Annotated in this window: 15 protein-coding genes and 1 pseudogene; 15 read left to right on the forward strand and 1 reads right to left on the reverse strand. The window is 45.6% G+C overall.

What is annotated here, in order from left to right:
- Positions 1 to 110 precede the first annotated feature (110 nt).
- Both ACKTS9_RS16130 and guaA read left to right on the forward strand, forming a co-directional pair.
- Complete coding sequence (locus tag ACKTS9_RS16130; RefSeq protein ID WP_349216420.1) at positions 111 to 1,226, forward strand: SLC13 family permease; 1,116 nt, start codon at positions 111 to 113, stop codon at positions 1,224 to 1,226.
- Between the two features lie 88 nt (positions 1,227 to 1,314).
- A complete protein-coding gene (guaA, locus tag ACKTS9_RS16135) occupies positions 1,315 to 2,856 on the forward strand; it encodes a glutamine-hydrolyzing GMP synthase (protein WP_349216419.1) in 1,542 nt (513 codons plus the stop codon).
- Positions 2,857 to 3,053: 197 nt separating this feature from the next.
- Here the strand turns inward: guaA and ACKTS9_RS16140 are convergent, their stop codons facing one another.
- Positions 3,054 to 3,542 carry a helix-turn-helix domain-containing protein gene (locus tag ACKTS9_RS16140; protein ID WP_407881808.1) on the reverse strand — a complete coding sequence of 163 codons (489 nt, stop codon included), beginning with the start codon at positions 3,540 to 3,542 and terminating at the stop codon, positions 3,054 to 3,056.
- 301 nt (positions 3,543 to 3,843) lie between these two features.
- On the opposite strand from ACKTS9_RS16140, the gene ACKTS9_RS16145 reads away from it, so the two are divergent.
- The 13 genes and pseudogenes from ACKTS9_RS16145 to ACKTS9_RS16205 all read left to right on the forward strand — a co-directional run bounded on the left by ACKTS9_RS16145 (position 3,844) and on the right by ACKTS9_RS16205 (position 15,991).
- Positions 3,844 to 4,038 (forward strand): helix-turn-helix domain-containing protein, encoded by a 195-nt coding sequence (locus ACKTS9_RS16145; RefSeq protein ID WP_407881809.1) that lies wholly within the window; start codon positions 3,844 to 3,846, stop codon positions 4,036 to 4,038.
- A 2-nt stretch (positions 4,039 to 4,040) separates the two neighbouring features.
- Positions 4,041 to 5,114, forward strand: coding sequence for an Arm DNA-binding domain-containing protein (locus tag ACKTS9_RS16150; protein ID WP_407881810.1), 1,074 nt, complete (start codon positions 4,041 to 4,043; stop codon positions 5,112 to 5,114).
- A 2-nt stretch (positions 5,115 to 5,116) separates the two neighbouring features.
- Positions 5,117 to 5,452, forward strand: coding sequence for a plasmid mobilization protein (locus ACKTS9_RS16155; protein WP_407881811.1), 336 nt, complete (start codon positions 5,117 to 5,119; stop codon positions 5,450 to 5,452).
- Positions 5,442 to 6,616 (forward strand): annotated as a pseudogene (locus ACKTS9_RS16160) (AAA family ATPase). Before ACKTS9_RS16155 ends, ACKTS9_RS16160 begins: the two are co-directional and overlap by 11 nt.
- Positions 6,617 to 7,036: 420 nt before the next feature.
- A complete protein-coding gene (locus ACKTS9_RS16165) occupies positions 7,037 to 7,282 on the forward strand; it encodes a DUF6061 family protein (protein WP_407881812.1) in 246 nt (81 codons plus the stop codon).
- Positions 7,283 to 7,348: 66 nt separating this feature from the next.
- Positions 7,349 to 7,561, forward strand: a complete 213-nt coding sequence (locus tag ACKTS9_RS16170) for a DNA-binding protein (RefSeq protein WP_407881813.1) — start codon at positions 7,349 to 7,351, stop codon at positions 7,559 to 7,561.
- Positions 7,539 to 9,920 (forward strand): EcoAI/FtnUII family type I restriction enzme subunit R, encoded by a 2,382-nt coding sequence (gene hsdR, locus ACKTS9_RS16175; RefSeq protein ID WP_407881814.1) that lies wholly within the window; start codon positions 7,539 to 7,541, stop codon positions 9,918 to 9,920. Before ACKTS9_RS16170 ends, hsdR begins: the two co-directional genes overlap by 23 nt.
- 11 nt (positions 9,921 to 9,931) lie before the next feature.
- Positions 9,932 to 10,420 carry a DUF6680 family protein gene (locus tag ACKTS9_RS16180; RefSeq protein WP_303007089.1) on the forward strand — a complete coding sequence of 163 codons (489 nt, stop codon included), beginning with the start codon at positions 9,932 to 9,934 and terminating at the stop codon, positions 10,418 to 10,420.
- Entirely contained in the window at positions 10,420 to 11,841 is a 1,422-nt protein-coding gene (locus tag ACKTS9_RS16185) for an N-6 DNA methylase (RefSeq protein ID WP_407881815.1), read from the forward strand. Before ACKTS9_RS16180 ends, ACKTS9_RS16185 begins: the two co-directional genes overlap by 1 nt.
- On the forward strand, positions 11,838 to 13,301 hold the full coding sequence (locus ACKTS9_RS16190) for a restriction endonuclease subunit S (RefSeq protein WP_407881816.1): 1,464 nt from the start codon (positions 11,838 to 11,840) through the stop codon (positions 13,299 to 13,301). Before ACKTS9_RS16185 ends, ACKTS9_RS16190 begins: the two co-directional genes overlap by 4 nt.
- Complete coding sequence (locus ACKTS9_RS16195; protein WP_407881817.1) at positions 13,301 to 13,858, forward strand: ImmA/IrrE family metallo-endopeptidase; 558 nt, start codon at positions 13,301 to 13,303, stop codon at positions 13,856 to 13,858. Before ACKTS9_RS16190 ends, ACKTS9_RS16195 begins: the two co-directional genes overlap by 1 nt.
- 16 nt (positions 13,859 to 13,874) lie before the next feature.
- The gene (locus ACKTS9_RS16200) at positions 13,875 to 15,206 is read left to right on the forward strand and encodes an AAA family ATPase (protein ID WP_407881818.1); all 1,332 of its coding nucleotides are present in this window, start codon (positions 13,875 to 13,877) and stop codon (positions 15,204 to 15,206) included.
- Entirely contained in the window at positions 15,206 to 15,991 is a 786-nt protein-coding gene (locus ACKTS9_RS16205; RefSeq protein WP_407881819.1) for an RloB family protein, read from the forward strand. Before ACKTS9_RS16200 ends, ACKTS9_RS16205 begins: the two co-directional genes overlap by 1 nt.
- Positions 15,992 to 16,326: the final 335 nt, after the last annotated feature.

Below are 16,326 nucleotides of genomic sequence, written 5' to 3' on the forward strand. Positions count from 1 at the left end.
AGGAACGCTCAAAAGCACCCGTTGCATACGGGTGCTTTTTTATTGGAACGCTTGTTCCCAGCCGGAAAATTTTTTATAATGAAGAGGAAAAAAGAGAGGGCGGCGTCATCTTGGTAACATTGAAGCGTTTTTGCAAAAAAGAGCCGGTGCTGGTCTGTGCAGCGGTCTGCATGCTTTTGTCCATCCCTGCGCAACCGCCGGGAATGGAGTATCTGGAAGCAATCGATTTTCGGGTGTTGGCCCTTTTGTTTTGTTTGATGGCAGTTGTGGCAGGATTTCAGCGCTGCGGGCTGTTTGAACTTCTGGCACAGAAATTGCTGTCCGGTAAGCGGCCGGTAAAGGTTTTGGTTTTAAGTTTGGTGATGTTGCCCTTTTTTGTGTCCATGCTTGTCACCAACGATGTGGCGTTGATAACGTTTGTCCCGTTTGCAATTTTGGTTCTGGAGCATTCCGGACAGCAAAAATTGACGGGCCCGGTGGTGGTATTGCAGACCATTGCGGCCAATTTGGGAAGCATGGCCACACCTGTTGGCAATCCGCAGAATTTGTTTTTGTATTCTACTTACGGGTTTACACCAGGACAGTTTTTTCAAGCGGTTCTGCCGTACACAGCTGTCAGTTTTGTGTGTCTTGCTGTTGCAGCTCTGTGCTGCCGTGGCCGCGCTTGCGAGGTGCGCTTCGGTCAGGACCAGTCAATTCGCAAACCGGGAACACTGGCGGTGATAACTGTTTTGTTTCTGTTATGCCTTTTGTGTGTGTTTCGGGTCTTGCCGTATGGCGTTGTGTTGGCTTTGGTTTGTCTGGGCCTGCTGATTTGCGACCGCTCCCTCTTTAAATCCATTGATTATGCACTGCTGGCCACTTTTGTATGCTTTTTTATCTTTGCAGATAACATCGGTGCAATCCCAGCGGTGCAATCCCTTTTGGAGAGTGTACTTTCCCAAAGTGCGCTTTTGGCCAGCGCGGCAGCAAGTCAGTTCATCAGCAATGTTCCGGCAGCTGTACTGCTCAGCGGTTTTACGCAGGATGGAACAGGATTGCTTTTGGGAACAGATTTGGGCGGTCTGGGTACGCCGATCGCATCCCTGGCCAGTTTGATCTCATTGAAAGCGTTTTTGAAAGCACAACCTCAGAAGGCTGCTTCCTATGTGTTGCTGTTTTTGGTGGCCAATGTGATTGGGCTGGTGATTTTGCTTGCCTTTGCCCGGCTTTTGGGAGCATGGTAATTGACTGGAAAAACGTTTGTTGGTATACTAGCAGGTATGGCAAAAGGAAATAGAATCATCCGCGCAAAGCGTGTTGAAGGAGGATGTTATGACAGAAACAATCCTTGTGGTCGACTTCGGCGGCCAGTACAATCAGTTGATCGCACGGCGTGTGCGTGAATGCAACGTGTACAGTGAGATTGTGCCTTACACCAAGGCACTGGAAGCCATTCGCGAAAAACAGCCCAAGGGAATTATTTTTACCGGCGGACCCAACAGCGTTTATCTGGAGGATTCCCCCACAATCAGCCCCGAAGTGTTTGAGCAGGGAATTCCTGTTTTAGGAATTTGCTATGGCTCTCAGCTGATGATGCACCTTCTGGGTGGGCATGTGTGTCCTGCGCCCGAGCGCGAGTATGGAAAAACCGAAGTAACGGTGGATCTTTCCAGTAAGTTGTTCCAAGATGTTCATGAGAAAACGGTCTGCTGGATGAGCCATAATGATTACATTGAGCGGGTTGCACCGGGCTTTACGATTTCTGCGCATACGGACAATTGTCCGGCAGCTGCGGTAGAGTGCCCGGAGAGAAACCTTTATGCGGTGCAGTTCCATCCGGAAGTGCTGCATACGCAGGAAGGCACCAAAATGCTTTCGAACTTTGTCTACCGGGTTTGCGGCTGCGCAGGAACCTGGAAGATGGATTCTTTTGTGGAGAATACTGTTCGCGCTCTTCGTGAAAAAATCGGTGATGGCAAAGTTTTGTGTGCCTTGTCCGGCGGCGTGGATTCTTCGGTGGCTGCGGTTATGCTTGCCAAAGCAGTCGGCCGTCAGCTCACGTGTGTTTTCGTGGACCACGGTCTTCTGCGCAAGAATGAAAGCGAAGAAGTCAGCGCTGTTTTCGGCCCGGATGGTCCTTATGATCTGAACTTTGTACGTGTGGATGCACGGCAGCGCTTTTACGACAAACTGGCGGGTGTAGAAGAACCCGAAAACAAACGCAAAATCATCGGTCAAGAATTTATCCGTGTCTTTGAGGAAGAAGCCAAGAAGATCGGTCGAGTGGATTTCCTGGTGCAGGGAACCATTTATCCGGACGTGGTAGAGAGCGGTTTTGGCGGCGAGAGCACAGTCATCAAAAGCCATCACAATGTGGGCGGACTGCCCGATTATGTGGATTTCAAAGAAATTGTGGAGCCGCTGCGTGATCTGTTCAAGGATGAGGTGCGCAAAGCCGGCCGTGAGCTGGGAATTCCGGAGTATCTGGTCAATCGCCAGCCGTTCCCGGGACCTGGTTTGGCAATTCGCATCATCGGTGAAGTGACGCCGGAAAAAATTAAAATGGTGCAGGATGCGGACGCAATCTATCGCGAGGAGATTGCCAATGCAGGGATTGCCGACGAACTGGGCCAGTATTTTGCGGCGCTGACCAATATGCGCAGTGTGGGTGTGATGGGTGACGAGCGTACCTATGATTATGCCATTGCCTTGCGCGCGGTGACCACTACGGATTTCATGACGGCAGAGAGCGCTCAGATCCCCTGGGAAGTATTGGGTAAAGTGACCAGCCGAATTGTCAACGAGGTGCCGCATATCAATCGTGTGCTGTATGATTGCACCGGAAAGCCTCCTGCGACCATTGAGTGGGAATGATTTCAGAAACCCGAAGAAGCCTGATATGACTAGGTTTTTGAGGGGCTAAGGCCCTTCGTGGCAACGATTTGGCAACACTTTTTCATTATTCATAAAAAGAGAGCTAACTGATTTTGATTAGTCAGTTAGCTCTCTTTTTCTTTTTATTATTATTCTGTGCAACAAACGGCCTCTCCTGTGGCTTACAAGTGAGAGGGTCAAAAGAGGTCCTGGGGCGGCACCTTCATATAGTTCTGGGCTTTGTCAAACTCCGGATAGTGGTAACGCCATTTGTCGTAATCCTCTTTGGAAATTTCGCCCGCCTCCAGCATGGCAGCGGCCTGCTGCCAGGAACAGAGCATCTCGTGTAGTCGAACGGCGTCCTTGCTCTTCCGCACATCAACCTTCAAGCAGACTTCTCCATCTATCTCGCTGATCTTGAGTCCGTAGTTATCCTCCAGGGTAAACAGGGTGTGCATGAGCCCCACATAGGAGTCTATGTCCGGGACGGAGAGGGCATGGGGAGAGACATCCAGTACCTGGGCTAAGGCGGCGGTAAGGTCCGCCTTAGGGGTTCTTGATCCTGTTTCGTACTGTGCAAGGCGCACATCGGCAGACCTCTCCGGGAAGCCCAGCGCCATACCCAGATATTTCTGTGTCATCCCCCGCAGGAGACGGAAAAAGTGAATTCGTTCGCCAATCGCCATATCATCCACTCCAATCGTTGGTAGTCCTTAGAAAAAGCGTAGCAGAAATGCTTAGGAAAGTCAAGAGAATCCTAAACAATTTTATTTAATTTATTTTGCGTACTCCGATTGACACAAGCTATTATGCTTAGTATAATGACAATAGACTAAGCATAATAGCTTAGAATCAATAAATAAAAAAGAACTGCAGCAATCCCTGGTTATACATCCGGGAAAAAGTGGCGGACGAAAGTGAGGAGGCATTTATGGAACACAATATCCAGCCGCAGCAGTCATCAACGAAGAAAGGAAGGTGTTTTCAATGCAGGCACAAAACTTTATGCGCGTGGAGGAAGTGGCCCAGGAGCTGGGCATCTCCAAGTCCCACGCCTACAAGGTGATCCATAAGCTCAACGCTGAGCTCCGGGAGAAGGGCTATCTGACCATTTCCGGGCGGGTCAATCGTAACTTTTTCATGGAGAAGTTTTGCTATGGCCAGACGGGAAAGGAGGGCTAATCATGGCAGTTTATAAGGAAGAAAAGACCAACACCTGGCGGGCGGTCTATCGCTATACTGACTGGAACGGCGAGCGCAAGCAGACCCAGAAGCGGGGCTTCAAGACCAAACGGGAGGCACAAGCCTGGGAGCGCGAACAGCTCAACAAGACCAGTGCCGACCTGGACATGACCTTTAAGAGCTTCGTGGACCTCTACACGGCGGATATGAAAACCCGACTCAAGGAAAACACCTGGGCTACCAAGGACCACATCATCCGTACTAAGCTGCTGCCCTACTTCGGAAGGCTGAAAATGTGTAACATCACCGCCCAGCAGATCATTACCTGGCAGAACGAGATGCTGACCCATAAGGACGAGAACGGCAAGCCCTACTCGCCGGTGTATCTGAAAACGGTCCACAACCAGCTCAGTGCCATCTTCAACCACGCGGTTCGGTACTACAACCTCCGGGAGAATCCCTGCAAAAAGGCAGGCAGCATGGGCAAAAAGAAAAACCGGGAGATGATGTTCTGGACCAAGGAACAGTATCTGAAATTTGCCGAGGTGATGATGGACAAGCCGCTGTCCTTCTACGCCTTTGAGATGCTCTACTGGTGCGGTATCCGAGAGGGGGAGCTACTGGCCCTGACCCCGGCGGACTTTGACTTCGAGAAGCGCACCGTGTCTATCAATAAGTCCTATCAGCGACTGAACGGCGAAGACCTGATTACCACCCCCAAGACGGAAAAGAGCAATCGGGTCATTACCATGCCGCAGTTCCTGGCCGAGGAAATCCAGGATTACATCAAGATGCTTTACGGGATCGGGCCGGATGACCGGATGTTCACCGTCACCAAGAGCTATCTCCATAGGGAGATGGACCGGGGAGCCAAAGAAGCGGGGGTACCGCGCATCAGAATCCACGATATTCGTCACAGCGCAGTGTCACTTCTGATCGACATGGGCTTCTCTGCCACGGCTATCGCGGACCGGGTGGGACATGAGAGCATCGACATCACTTACAACTACGCGCACCTGTTTCCGTCCAAGCAGGCGGAAATGGCGGATAAACTAAACGTGGAAAGGGGTAATTAAAAATGTCAGCAAAGAATTTGGACAAGCATAACCGTTGGAGGAACAAGACCGTGGCTTTCCGGGTCTCACCGGAGGAGGACGCCCAGATCGAGACGGCGGTCAAACTCACCGGCTTGACCAAGCAGGACTACATTATCCGGCGGTTGCTGGAACGGGATGTGGTGGTCCAGGGTAACCCCAGAGTCTACAAGGCCCTGCGGGATCAGCTGACCGCCGTGCTGGACGAGCTGTGCCGAATCGAGGCCGGGCAGGGTGTGAACGACGAGCTGCTGGACACCATCCGTATGATTGCCGCAATTATGAACGGAATGCAGGAGGATTTCGCCTATGATCGATGAAAAAAAGAAAATGACCGCCCAGAGCTCATCTGTTGGCGCAGATGATGGGCAGTCAATCTCTACAAATTCCAAGTTTACTATACCAGACCCAGAAGAAAAAAGCAATTCCCCCAAAGAGATTTGGAGGAACTTTACCGGAAGATGCGTCGGATGAGTGACCCGGCCTACCTCCATACTGTGACCCTGGACGAGCTGATGGACAATATATTCCAGGGCAAGCCTGCGGTGATTGAGAACCTGCTCTATACAGGAGCGTACATCCTTGCCGGAGCGCCCAAAATCGGCAAGTCCTTCTTGGTTGCACAGATTGCTCACCATGTCAGCATCGGACAGGACTTGTGGGGCTACAAGACCCATCAGGGGACTGTTCTCTACCTGGCGTTGGAGGATGACGAGAGCCGTTTACAGAGCCGGATGTTCCGAATGTTCGGAGTGGAGGGGACAAGTTCCCTCCACTTCGCCACCAACGCTAAAATGCTCGGCGGTGGCCTAGATGAACAGCTGGAAAAGTTTGTTCGGGAACACAGCGATACCAAGCTGATTATTGTGGATACCCTGCAAAAAGTCCGGGAAGCGGTGAGCGACAGTTACAGCTACTCCAGCGACTATGAGGTGATCGGCAAGCTGAAACAATTTGCTGACCGATATGGTGTCTGTGTCCTGATTGTTCACCATACCAGAAAGCAGCCTGCGGGGGATAGTTTTGAGATGATCTCTGGCACCACCGGCTTGTTGGGCTGTGCGGATGGTGCGCTCCTGATGCAGAAGGAAAAGCGGACGGATAGCAGGGCCACCTTGGAGGTGGTAGGCAGAGATCAGCCGGATCAGCGGTTGTATCTGAGCAAAGACCAAGAGAGCCTAGTTTGGGGGCTTGACCATGCAGAGAATGAGCTTTGGAAGCAGCCTCCAGACCCGGTACTGGAAGCCGTAGCAAAGATCGTATCTGCTGACAACCGCGAATGGGAAGGCAGTCCCACTGAGCTGGCCCAGGCGATTCAAACAGATATGCCGGTAAATCGGCTTACCAAACATCTGAATGTGAATGCCAGCCGTTTGCTGGAAGAGCATCAGGTGAAATATGAGTACAAAATCAAACATGAAGGGCGGCGTATCCGGTTGACTTACATGATGGTGGAAGCACCTGCATTTGAAGTAATCGAGTAAAGCGCGACGCTCGCAACGGTCGCGACGGTATTTTGAGGGGTACTCCCAGCACCGTTGCGACCGTCGCTACCGTCGCGGGAAGGAAAAATGGGGTGGCATTTTGCCACCCCAGCTTCCAAGGGCCACGCTGTTTCACGGTCGGCCCAAAACAATAGGGTGGAACGGATTTGCTCCGCCCCTTAGAAGCGTTCGGAGAACGCGCAGCCACAGAATGAAATTCTGTGTTCAGAAGGGGCTTGGGGGCACTGCCCTCAACAAGCAGACGGCAGGAAATGTGAGTGTGTATTAACACTCGCATTGCTTGCCAGTCTTGTGTGTGGATATCCACACGCATTGCTTGCAAGTATCTAAAACAATCGAAACGGCCCTTGTGCCGCTGCGGAAAATCAACCAAAATTTAAGCATTGGGAGGTAACGACTATGAGAAAGATTGTATCCTGTGAGTTTAACCTGGACACCGCCTGCGTGGAGCTGCGTCTGGCGGACGGGACGCTGCTCTCTATTGACTGCACGGCTGTGGAGAACGAGGTGGCAAACAGTATGTACCAGCGGTCGGAGCTGGACTGGCTAATCTACAACGATCCGCTGGCCTATGCTGAGTTGATTTTGAAGGGCGACCCGGAACTATATCTAAAGGCTGTGACAGAGAAAATTCCACAAGATTGAGGGCTTGTAAATTTCGACTTCTTGCAATATAATAAAATTGGATTGTTGTAAGTAGGAGGGATCACTGTGCTTGACTATCTGACTGTGAAAGAAGCTGGAGAAAAGTGGAATATATCTGGCCGCATGGTAACAGTGTATTGCAACAACGGAAAGGTTAAAGGTGCGGTGAAAAAAGGAAATCTATGGTTGATTCCAATAGATGCCGAAAAACCTCTGGACGGAAGGACGATTGCAGCGAGGAAAGCGAGGGGTGAACATGAACAAAAAACAGATGTCTGAACAGGACATTAGGACAAAGTATATTACCCCTGCAATTCTGGCTGCCGGCTGGGATCGCGACTTGCAGATCAGGGAGGAAGTTTCCTTTACAAAAGGCAAGATTACAGTACGCAGAAAAATTGTGAAGCGCGGAGAGCAAAAACGCGCAGATTATATTTTGTATTGGAAACCAAACATCCCACTGGCAATCGTGGAGGCAAAAGACAATAACCACAACATTGCGGATGGCATGGAGCAGGCTCTAAACTATGCCGAGATTTTAGATATCCCCTTTGTGTTTACATCTAACGGCGATGGATTTTCTTTTTATGACAAGACGGCTGAGCATAATGTTCAGATAGAATTGGCTTTGGATCAGTTCCCTTCACCGGAAGAATTGTGGACTCGTTACAAGAAATTTAAGGGTATCACAGAGGCAAGCGAAAAAGTTGTGGCGCAGGATTATTACTACAATCCCAATGACGATAGAAAGCCCCGATACTATCAATGTAACGCGATTAACCGGGCCGTTGAAGCGGTTGCCAGTGGGCAAAATAGGTTGTTGCTGACGATGGCAACTGGTACTGGTAAGACCTATACAGCGTTTCAGATTATTTATAGACTTTGGAAATCTCGGACGAAAAAACGAATTTTATTTTTGGCGGATCGGAATGTACTTGTGGATGACCCCATGCGTAAAGATTTTAAGTTCTTTAACGCTGATAGCAATAATCGGAAAATGACTAAGATCCGCGACAAGAAAGTGGACAAGGCTTATGAGGTCTATTTTGCAATTTATCAGGGGGTAACAGGGCAAGTAGGCTTTGCTGATACATATAAAGAGTTTTCTCCAGACTTTTTTGATCTGATTATCGTAGACGAATGCCATCGCGGCAGCGCAAAAGACGATTCTGCTTGGAGAAAAATTCTGGAATACTTTAAGAACGCTACGCAGATTGGTATGACGGCTACCCCCAAAGAGACGAAGGACACCTCCAATATTGAGTATTTCGGAGAACCGATCTACACCTATACTCTGCGTCAAGGTATTGAAGACGGCTTCCTTGCACCATATAAAGTTGTCCGTGTGGGAATTGATAAGGATTTGGAAGGTTATCGTCCCACAAAGGGTAAAAGGGACAAGTATGGGATTGAGATTGAAGATCGAGAATATAACATCAAGGATTATGACAAAAATCTAGTTCTCGAAAAGCGCACAGAACTTGTGGCGAAACGAGTATCTGACTTCTTGAAGAAAAACAATTCTCGCTTCGCTAAGACGATCTTTTTCTGTGTAGATATCGACCATGCTGCCCGTATGGCCCAGGCCCTTAGAAACGAAAATGGAGACCTGGTAAGGCAGAATTCTAAGTATGTAGTGCAGATGACCAGTGGCAGTGAGGGCGTCAAAGAACTGGAAAACTTTATGACCGCAGATGAAGCCTATCCTGTATTGGTGACTACAAGCAAATTACTGACAACAGGTGTAGATGCAGATACCGTAAAGTTCATTGTTTTGGATAGCAATATCAACAGCATGACAGAATTCAAACAGATTATTGGTCGCGGAACAAGAATCAACGAAGAGCATGACAAGCTTTATTTCACTATTATTGACTTCCGTAATGTGACCAAGTTATTTGCTGATAAGGATTTTGACGGTGATCCGGTGAAAGTCAAAGAAACCGATGGTGACATTCCTACAGAAGAAACGGAAGATACACCAACCGAGGATATTCCACAGGATGAGGTACCCAAGGAAGAAGGACAGGATATCCCACCGGATGTTACCTTCAATCCGGATGATGATCCCCCAAAATGGGTCAAATATTATGTCAATGATGTGCCTGTGTCCATTATCAACGAACGGGTGCAATATTTGGACGCAGACGGCAAGTTAATTACTGAAAGCCTTGTAGATTACACCAGAAAGAATATCCGCAAGGAGTATGCCACACTGGACGAGTTTTTGCAGCGGTGGAACAGTGCACAGAAGAAAACGGCCATTGTTGAGGAACTGGAGCAAAAGGGTATCTTCTTTGAAGAACTACGGGAAGAAATCTCTAAGGATTTGGACCCCTTCGACCTTATTTGCCACATTGCTTTTGATATGCCGCCGCTGACACGAAAAGAGCGGGCCAACAATGTGAAGAAGCGTGGCTACTTTGGAAAGTACAACGAAGTTGCAAAACAGGTCTTAGAAGCGCTGCTGGACAAATATGCAGACGAAGGGCTGGCCAATCTCGAAAGCATGGAAGTTTTGAAAGTACCTGATGTCGCCCGATTTGGCACACCGGTCGAAATACTGAAGTGCTTTGGCAATAAGAAAAAATTTATGGAAGCTATTGCAGAACTGGAAAATGAATTATATGTAGCGTAAGGGAGAACGGCGTGGAAATAAAAGATATTATCAATATTGCGGCGATTGTTCTGTCGCCTATAATTGCTGTTTTAGTGACGATCTTTTTGCAGAACAGATCAGATAAAAAGAAAGAAAAAATAGCCATAATTAAGTCTTTACTGAGTACAGGACATTATCTGTATAGTGACGAAATAATTCGCTCCTATAATTTGATTGACATTGTTTTTAAAGATGATAAAGATGTTCGTGCAAAGTGGAAATTGTATTATGAGGCACTTTGCAACGAATCTTTACAATATCAAGTAAGACTGGATAAGAAGCTTGACTTAATTTTGGCAATGTGTAAGTCGGTAAATTATAAAAATATTACCGCACAGGATTTGCAGAGAGTATATGTTCCTAAGGGATTCGCTGAGGATGGCGAAAAGCAGCGAAAATATACAGATATGCAATATCAAGGTATGGAACTGCTAATGCAGATGCTTCAAAAGCAAGCAGGAGAAATGGGGAATAAGTAATGAGTATCTCAGCTACAATCAAATCAGTGCAAGATATCATGCGGCAGGATGCTGGTGTAGATGGTGACGCACAGAGAATATCACAGCTTGTGTGGATGTTGTTCCTGAAGGTGTTTGACTCCAAAGAAAAGGAGTGGGACGCATTATCGGATGACTACACCTATATTATCCCTGACGGCTTGCGCTGGTCTGATTGGGCTGAAGATGACGAAGGTATTACCGGCGATGAACTGATCGACTTTGTAAACAATACGCTGTTCAAGACTTTTAAGGATTGGCAGTTAACAGAAGCCAGTGATCCGAAAGCGGTCTTAGTGAAGTCTCTGTTTGAGGATAGCTATAACTACATGAAGTCTGGAACACTGATGCGCAGCGTCATCAATAAACTCAACGAGATCGACTTTGACAAGGCTTCTGACCGCCATTTATTCAACGATATTTACGAGAATATCCTGAAAGACTTGCAGAGTGCCGGAAATTCTGGCGAATATTATACCCCTCGTCCCGTCACACAGTTTATGGTAGATATGGTTAATCCTCAGCTGGGTGAGCAAGTTTTGGACTTTGCCTGCGGCACTGGCGGTTTCCTTGTCTGCGCACTGGAACATTTGCGTAAGCAGGTTCGTAACATTGATGATGAAAAGCAGCTCCAGAACTCTATTTTAGGCGTAGAGAAAAAACCTCTTCCTCATATGCTTTGTACCACAAATTTGATTCTGCACAACATTGACAATCCGCAAATTAAGCATGATAACTCGTTAGGTTATCCGGTCAAGGATATTAAACCCAAAGACAAGGTTGACATTATCTTGACCAATCCTCCTTTTGGCGGCATCGAAGAGGATGGAATTGAGGACAATTTCCCTGCAAACTATAAGACAAAAGAAACCGCGGACTTGTTCTTGGTGTTGCTGATGTACAAACTGAAGCAGACCGGCAGGGCGGCAATTGTTCTTCCAGATGGCTTTTTATTCGGTGAAGGTGTCAAAACTGCAATTAAAGAAAAATTGCTGAGTGAGTTTAACCTCCATACGATTGTCCGGCTTCCCAATGGGGTTTTTGCTCCCTATACCGGCATTAACACAAACTTGCTCTTCCTGGAGCGTGGAACAACTCAGGAAATCTGGTTTTATGAGCACCAGCTCCCGGAAGGGTATAAGAACTACACAAAGACAAAGCCAATTAAGTTGGATGAGTTTGAAGCGGAAAAAGCATGGTGGAATGCCCGGAAAGAAACAGACTGTGCATGGAAAGTTAGTATCGATGAGGTTAAGGCTCGAGGGTATAATCTTGACTTCAAAAATCCTTCAACGCAGTTAGAGCAAAGCATCCCTTCTCCGAAAGAGGTAATTAGAAAAACATCCGATTGCCTCACCAGAAGCAGACAAATTTTGTTGGAAATAGAGGAGTTGTTAAAATGAAAAAGCTATCTTTTCCAACAGTGAAATTGGGGAACTTTATTCGTGAAGTAAAAGAAAAAGTAAAAAACTCAGGCATTTCTCAAGATGATTTTACTGTTTATGGAGTGACAAACACAGACGGTATTACCGTTACAAATAACAAAGCAAGTGATGATTTGGGCAACTATACCGTTTTAAGAGAAAATCAGTTTGCCTATAATCCGTATCGAGTAAATGTCGGTTCCATTGGTTTATCTTTACCAGGTACTTTTGGGGCTGTAAGTCCTGCCTATGTTGTGTTTGAAACCAATGGACAGATCAGCAATGAGTTTTTACTGTATTACTTAAAAAGCTCATTGGGAATCAATTTAATCAAATGGTATGGGGACCGTGGCGGTGTGCGTTCTGCATTGCGGTTTTCCGATCTGAAAAAGATTGATTTTCCCGATATTACTTTGGAGCAGCAAAATAAGCTTTTGACAAAAATTAAAAAGCTCGATGAATTGCTCTGTGAACTGGATAAAAATTTGTCTGACGATAAGATCGAAATTCTTCGTCAATCTATCTTGCAGCAAGCGGTAGAAGGTAAGCTCTGTGAGCAGGATCCCAAGGATGAGCCAGCCAACGTGCTACTTGAAAAAATCAAAGCCGAAAAAGAGCGTTTAGTTGCTGAGAAAAAAATCAAAAAGCAAAAGCCGTTACCCCCAATCAGCGAAGAGGAAAAAACTTTTGATCTGCCGAAAGGCTGGGAGTGGTGTAGGTTAGGAGAACTGGTCACTTCTGTCACAGATGGCCCGCATTATAGTCCGGAATACCACGATAAAGGAATACCATTTATTTCGGGGAGAAACATTACTTTAAAGGGAATTGATTTTTCTACTGCGAAATTTATTTCGCCCCAACTTCATGAAGAGTTATCAAAGAGGTGTAGACCAGAAACAGGAGATATTCTTTATACTAAAGGTGGCGAAACTGGAAAAGCGGTGGTAAATGATATCGATTTTGAGTTCAATGTTTGGGTACATGTTGCTGTTTTGAAGCCAAGTACATTTGTTTATAATAAATATTTGGCTCTGGCGTTGAACTCTCCGCATTGTTATGCACTATCACAAAAATATACTCACGGTACAGGAAACCGGGACCTTGGACTAACTAGAATGATTAAAATTACAGTGCCTCTTCCACCAGCGAATGAGCAACAAAGAATTGTTCAGCGAGTTACGAAACTAATGGGGCAATGTAATCTTTTAGAACGCGAACTCTCTATTTCAAAAAAATATGCCTCACAACTTATGGAATCAGTTCTACAAGAAGCGTTTAGCGTGCAAGAGACTGCAAAACCTGCACAGGTTATTGAATTCCATCCGGATCAAACAATTCCGGAAACTGAATTGTTGGCAGCTGCCCGTGGCAAGATTCGGGAGGACACCTGGGAGCATCTTTGCAAACGAGCGATGGAGATTGCTGGCGAGGAAAGCTGATGGACTGGAGACGCAAACGACAAATCAGGAATTTAGTCGATGGAATTTTGGAGTTAAATACCCTGCATCGTCCACCAATAGAGCTAATTCCTGCTATAATGAAACAGCGGGGGATCGTATTGGAGGAACGAGACGAGGATGATGAAGAGTTCTGCGGCGTATATATGGTGGTGAAGCAGGCAAAAATCATCTTTGTCAATGCCAATCTTCGAACATCCCGCAAACACTTTACCATTGCCCATGAGTTGGGCCATCATTACTTAGGCCACCCATTACAAAACGGCGCTATTATCTGTGATAGTGATAGCGTTTTTGGGAAAAATAAGCCGGAACAGGAAAAAGAAGCAGACTATTTTGCAGCCTGTTTCCTGATGCCGGAAAATCTGGTCAAACGAAAGCGGACAGAGTTTTTTAATGATTGCCCGAAGCAGACAACGCTGTTCCCAGCAGATCAGCAGCTGGAACAGCAGCATCAATTGCAGCGATATCTGAGTGACTACTTTGAAGTATCGATGGAGGCTATGGGATATCGCTTAGACGAATTAAAGCTAGGTTAGAAAAGGAGGGGTGAGAGTGCTTTTACGGTACATTGTAAGCAATTTTAAATCCATTGGGCATCCCGTAGAGTTTAGCATGTTCCCAACGGAAGAAAGCACCGATGAGCGCTTTTTGAAAACAATCACAACAAAAGCTGGAGAATGGAAGGTATTGCGGCGTGGTGGATTTTTTGGCCCCAATGCGTCGGGCAAATCTTCCTTTATCGAATCGATTGATTTTGCCCGGGATTATATCGTTGATGGACAGAAAAGTGGAAAAGGAACGGGTGTCAACCAGTTTAGAGGTGATTTTGAAGATCTAGAGGGTATCTCTTCCTTCCAGTTCATGTTTTACCTTGAAGGCGAAGTTTATGAGTATGGCTTTTCTTTGGATCGACGCCAAGTACATGAAGAATGGCTGATGCAGTTGACTGAAAAAGATATTGAGCCGTTATTTACTCGCGTTACAGATGAGAATGGTAAAACAGAGATAGAAATTGAATCAAGATTTGCGCGCAATAAATCCAAGGATAGAATGTTGGCTGATGTCCTCAAAGAGAGCATTCAAGAGAGTCAGAAAAATCAGCTTTTCTTATATAAGCTGTATGATAATGGAATTAAAAAGGCAGAGAAAATTGTCCAATGGTTCAAAAATCTGCAAGTTATTTTTCCTGAAACCACAGTTCAAGCACTTCCAATTCGGATGAAAGCGGATGAAGACCTGCGCAATTATATTGCAAGAATGCTCGACAAGATGGATACAGGTGTCTATGAGATTTCTGTGGCAAGTGACGAGATTGATTTCCATGAATTTGCGCAGAAGTTGGATTTGCCAAAAGAAATCGTTGATGATATTGAAGAAATTAAAAATGGAATCGTAAATTTGGCTGGTAGATACTTTATTTTTGCAGAAAACAAAAAGAAAAAGACTATTTTGGTTCAGCTTAAGTTTAACCATCAGCTAAATAGCAAAAGAGTTCAGTTTAATATTGACGAAGAATCTGATGGTACACAGCGTCTGGTTGATTTACTTCCTATGCTATTTACCATCGGTAAGAATCCAACTATCTACTTTGTTGATGAGATTGATAGGAGTTTGCACACAAAGCTCTCTCTGTTTTTGCTTGATGAATTTGCCTGTAGAGCAGAAGAAGGCGACAACCAGATTATTTTCACCGCACATGATGTGAACTTAATAAATTTAAACAACTTTAGACAAGACGAAATCTGGTTTATTGAGAAAACGCAAATGGGCGAATCTACTTTGAAGCCATTTTCTGATTTTGAAGTCAAAGAAGGCCAAGATACTTTAAAGGCTTATTTGAGCGGTAGATTTGGTGCCGTTCCCATGATAAGGGGGGTGTACTAATGCCGCTTCTCAAAAGTAGAGTGCCTTTTACCCCGCAAAACCCTTACCGTGTGATTAGGCCGAAAACCAGTAAAATTATATTTCTCTCATGCGAAGGCAGTGTGACAGAGGAAGAATACTTTGGTTTGATTTCAGATATTTATAGCGGGATAAAAAGTAAGATCCAGTTTATTTCTGTTGCGGAGGATGCTGTTCTTACTGCTCCTAAATGTAGAACACCAGAACAAGTGAGGATGCTCACCAAAGTGCGTCCAAAACATTTAGTCGAACGGATTAATCAATTTAAGGCTGAAAAAGATGATATTTATCAGTTTGAAAAATATCCGGAAGATGAATTTTGGATTTTAACAGATGTGGATCAGAATTGGTCAAATCAGGTTATTGATCCCCAAAATGGCAAGACATATAAAGATGAGTGGGATGATGCAATAGCGGCATGTGAAGAAAAAGGATATCACTATGCAATAAGCAATCCTTTTTTTGAGATATGGCTGCTATTGCATCACGACCAGCCCTCTGAAGAAGATAAAAGTTTTGCTGTATCTGATAGCCATTCTTATGAAAAAACAAGTCACTTCCGTACAAGACTGTCAGAACTTGGCGCGCCTTTAAAGGACAAAAAACATATCAACTTTTCAAACTATAACGATGAAAAAATTAAAACGGCAGTTCATCGAGCTGAAGAGTTACATGTGGATAAGACAGATATGTGTCCACGGTATTTTGCCACTACGGTATATCTACTCTTGAAAAAAATATTTGAAATGCTACCAGAAGAAATCTAGGTAAAAAATGTAGGCAGATAAAATATTGAGTCTACCCATTCTTTATCATATGGATGAATGGATTTCACTTTACCAGGCGATTTTTTATGTGGTATAATCATTCAATACATAGGGGACCGGTACTTTCTGCTGGCAACACCATGGCAACAAAAAATCAGATAGCCTCTACTATCTGAATAATGAAAAGAATACCAATATTCTGAGCTAAATCCCATAAGCAAATCTGTTTAGAAAACTTCTGGCAGGAGCGAGTTCGAATAAGCAAAAAGTGGATATGAGGGCCCGCAAACCCTTGAAAATACTGACTTTTTGATTTTTCAAATTCCCATTTGATA

The organism is Owariibacterium komagatae, from assembly GCF_045865535.1.
GTDB lineage: Bacteria > Bacillota > Clostridia > Oscillospirales > Ruminococcaceae > Ruthenibacterium > Ruthenibacterium komagatae.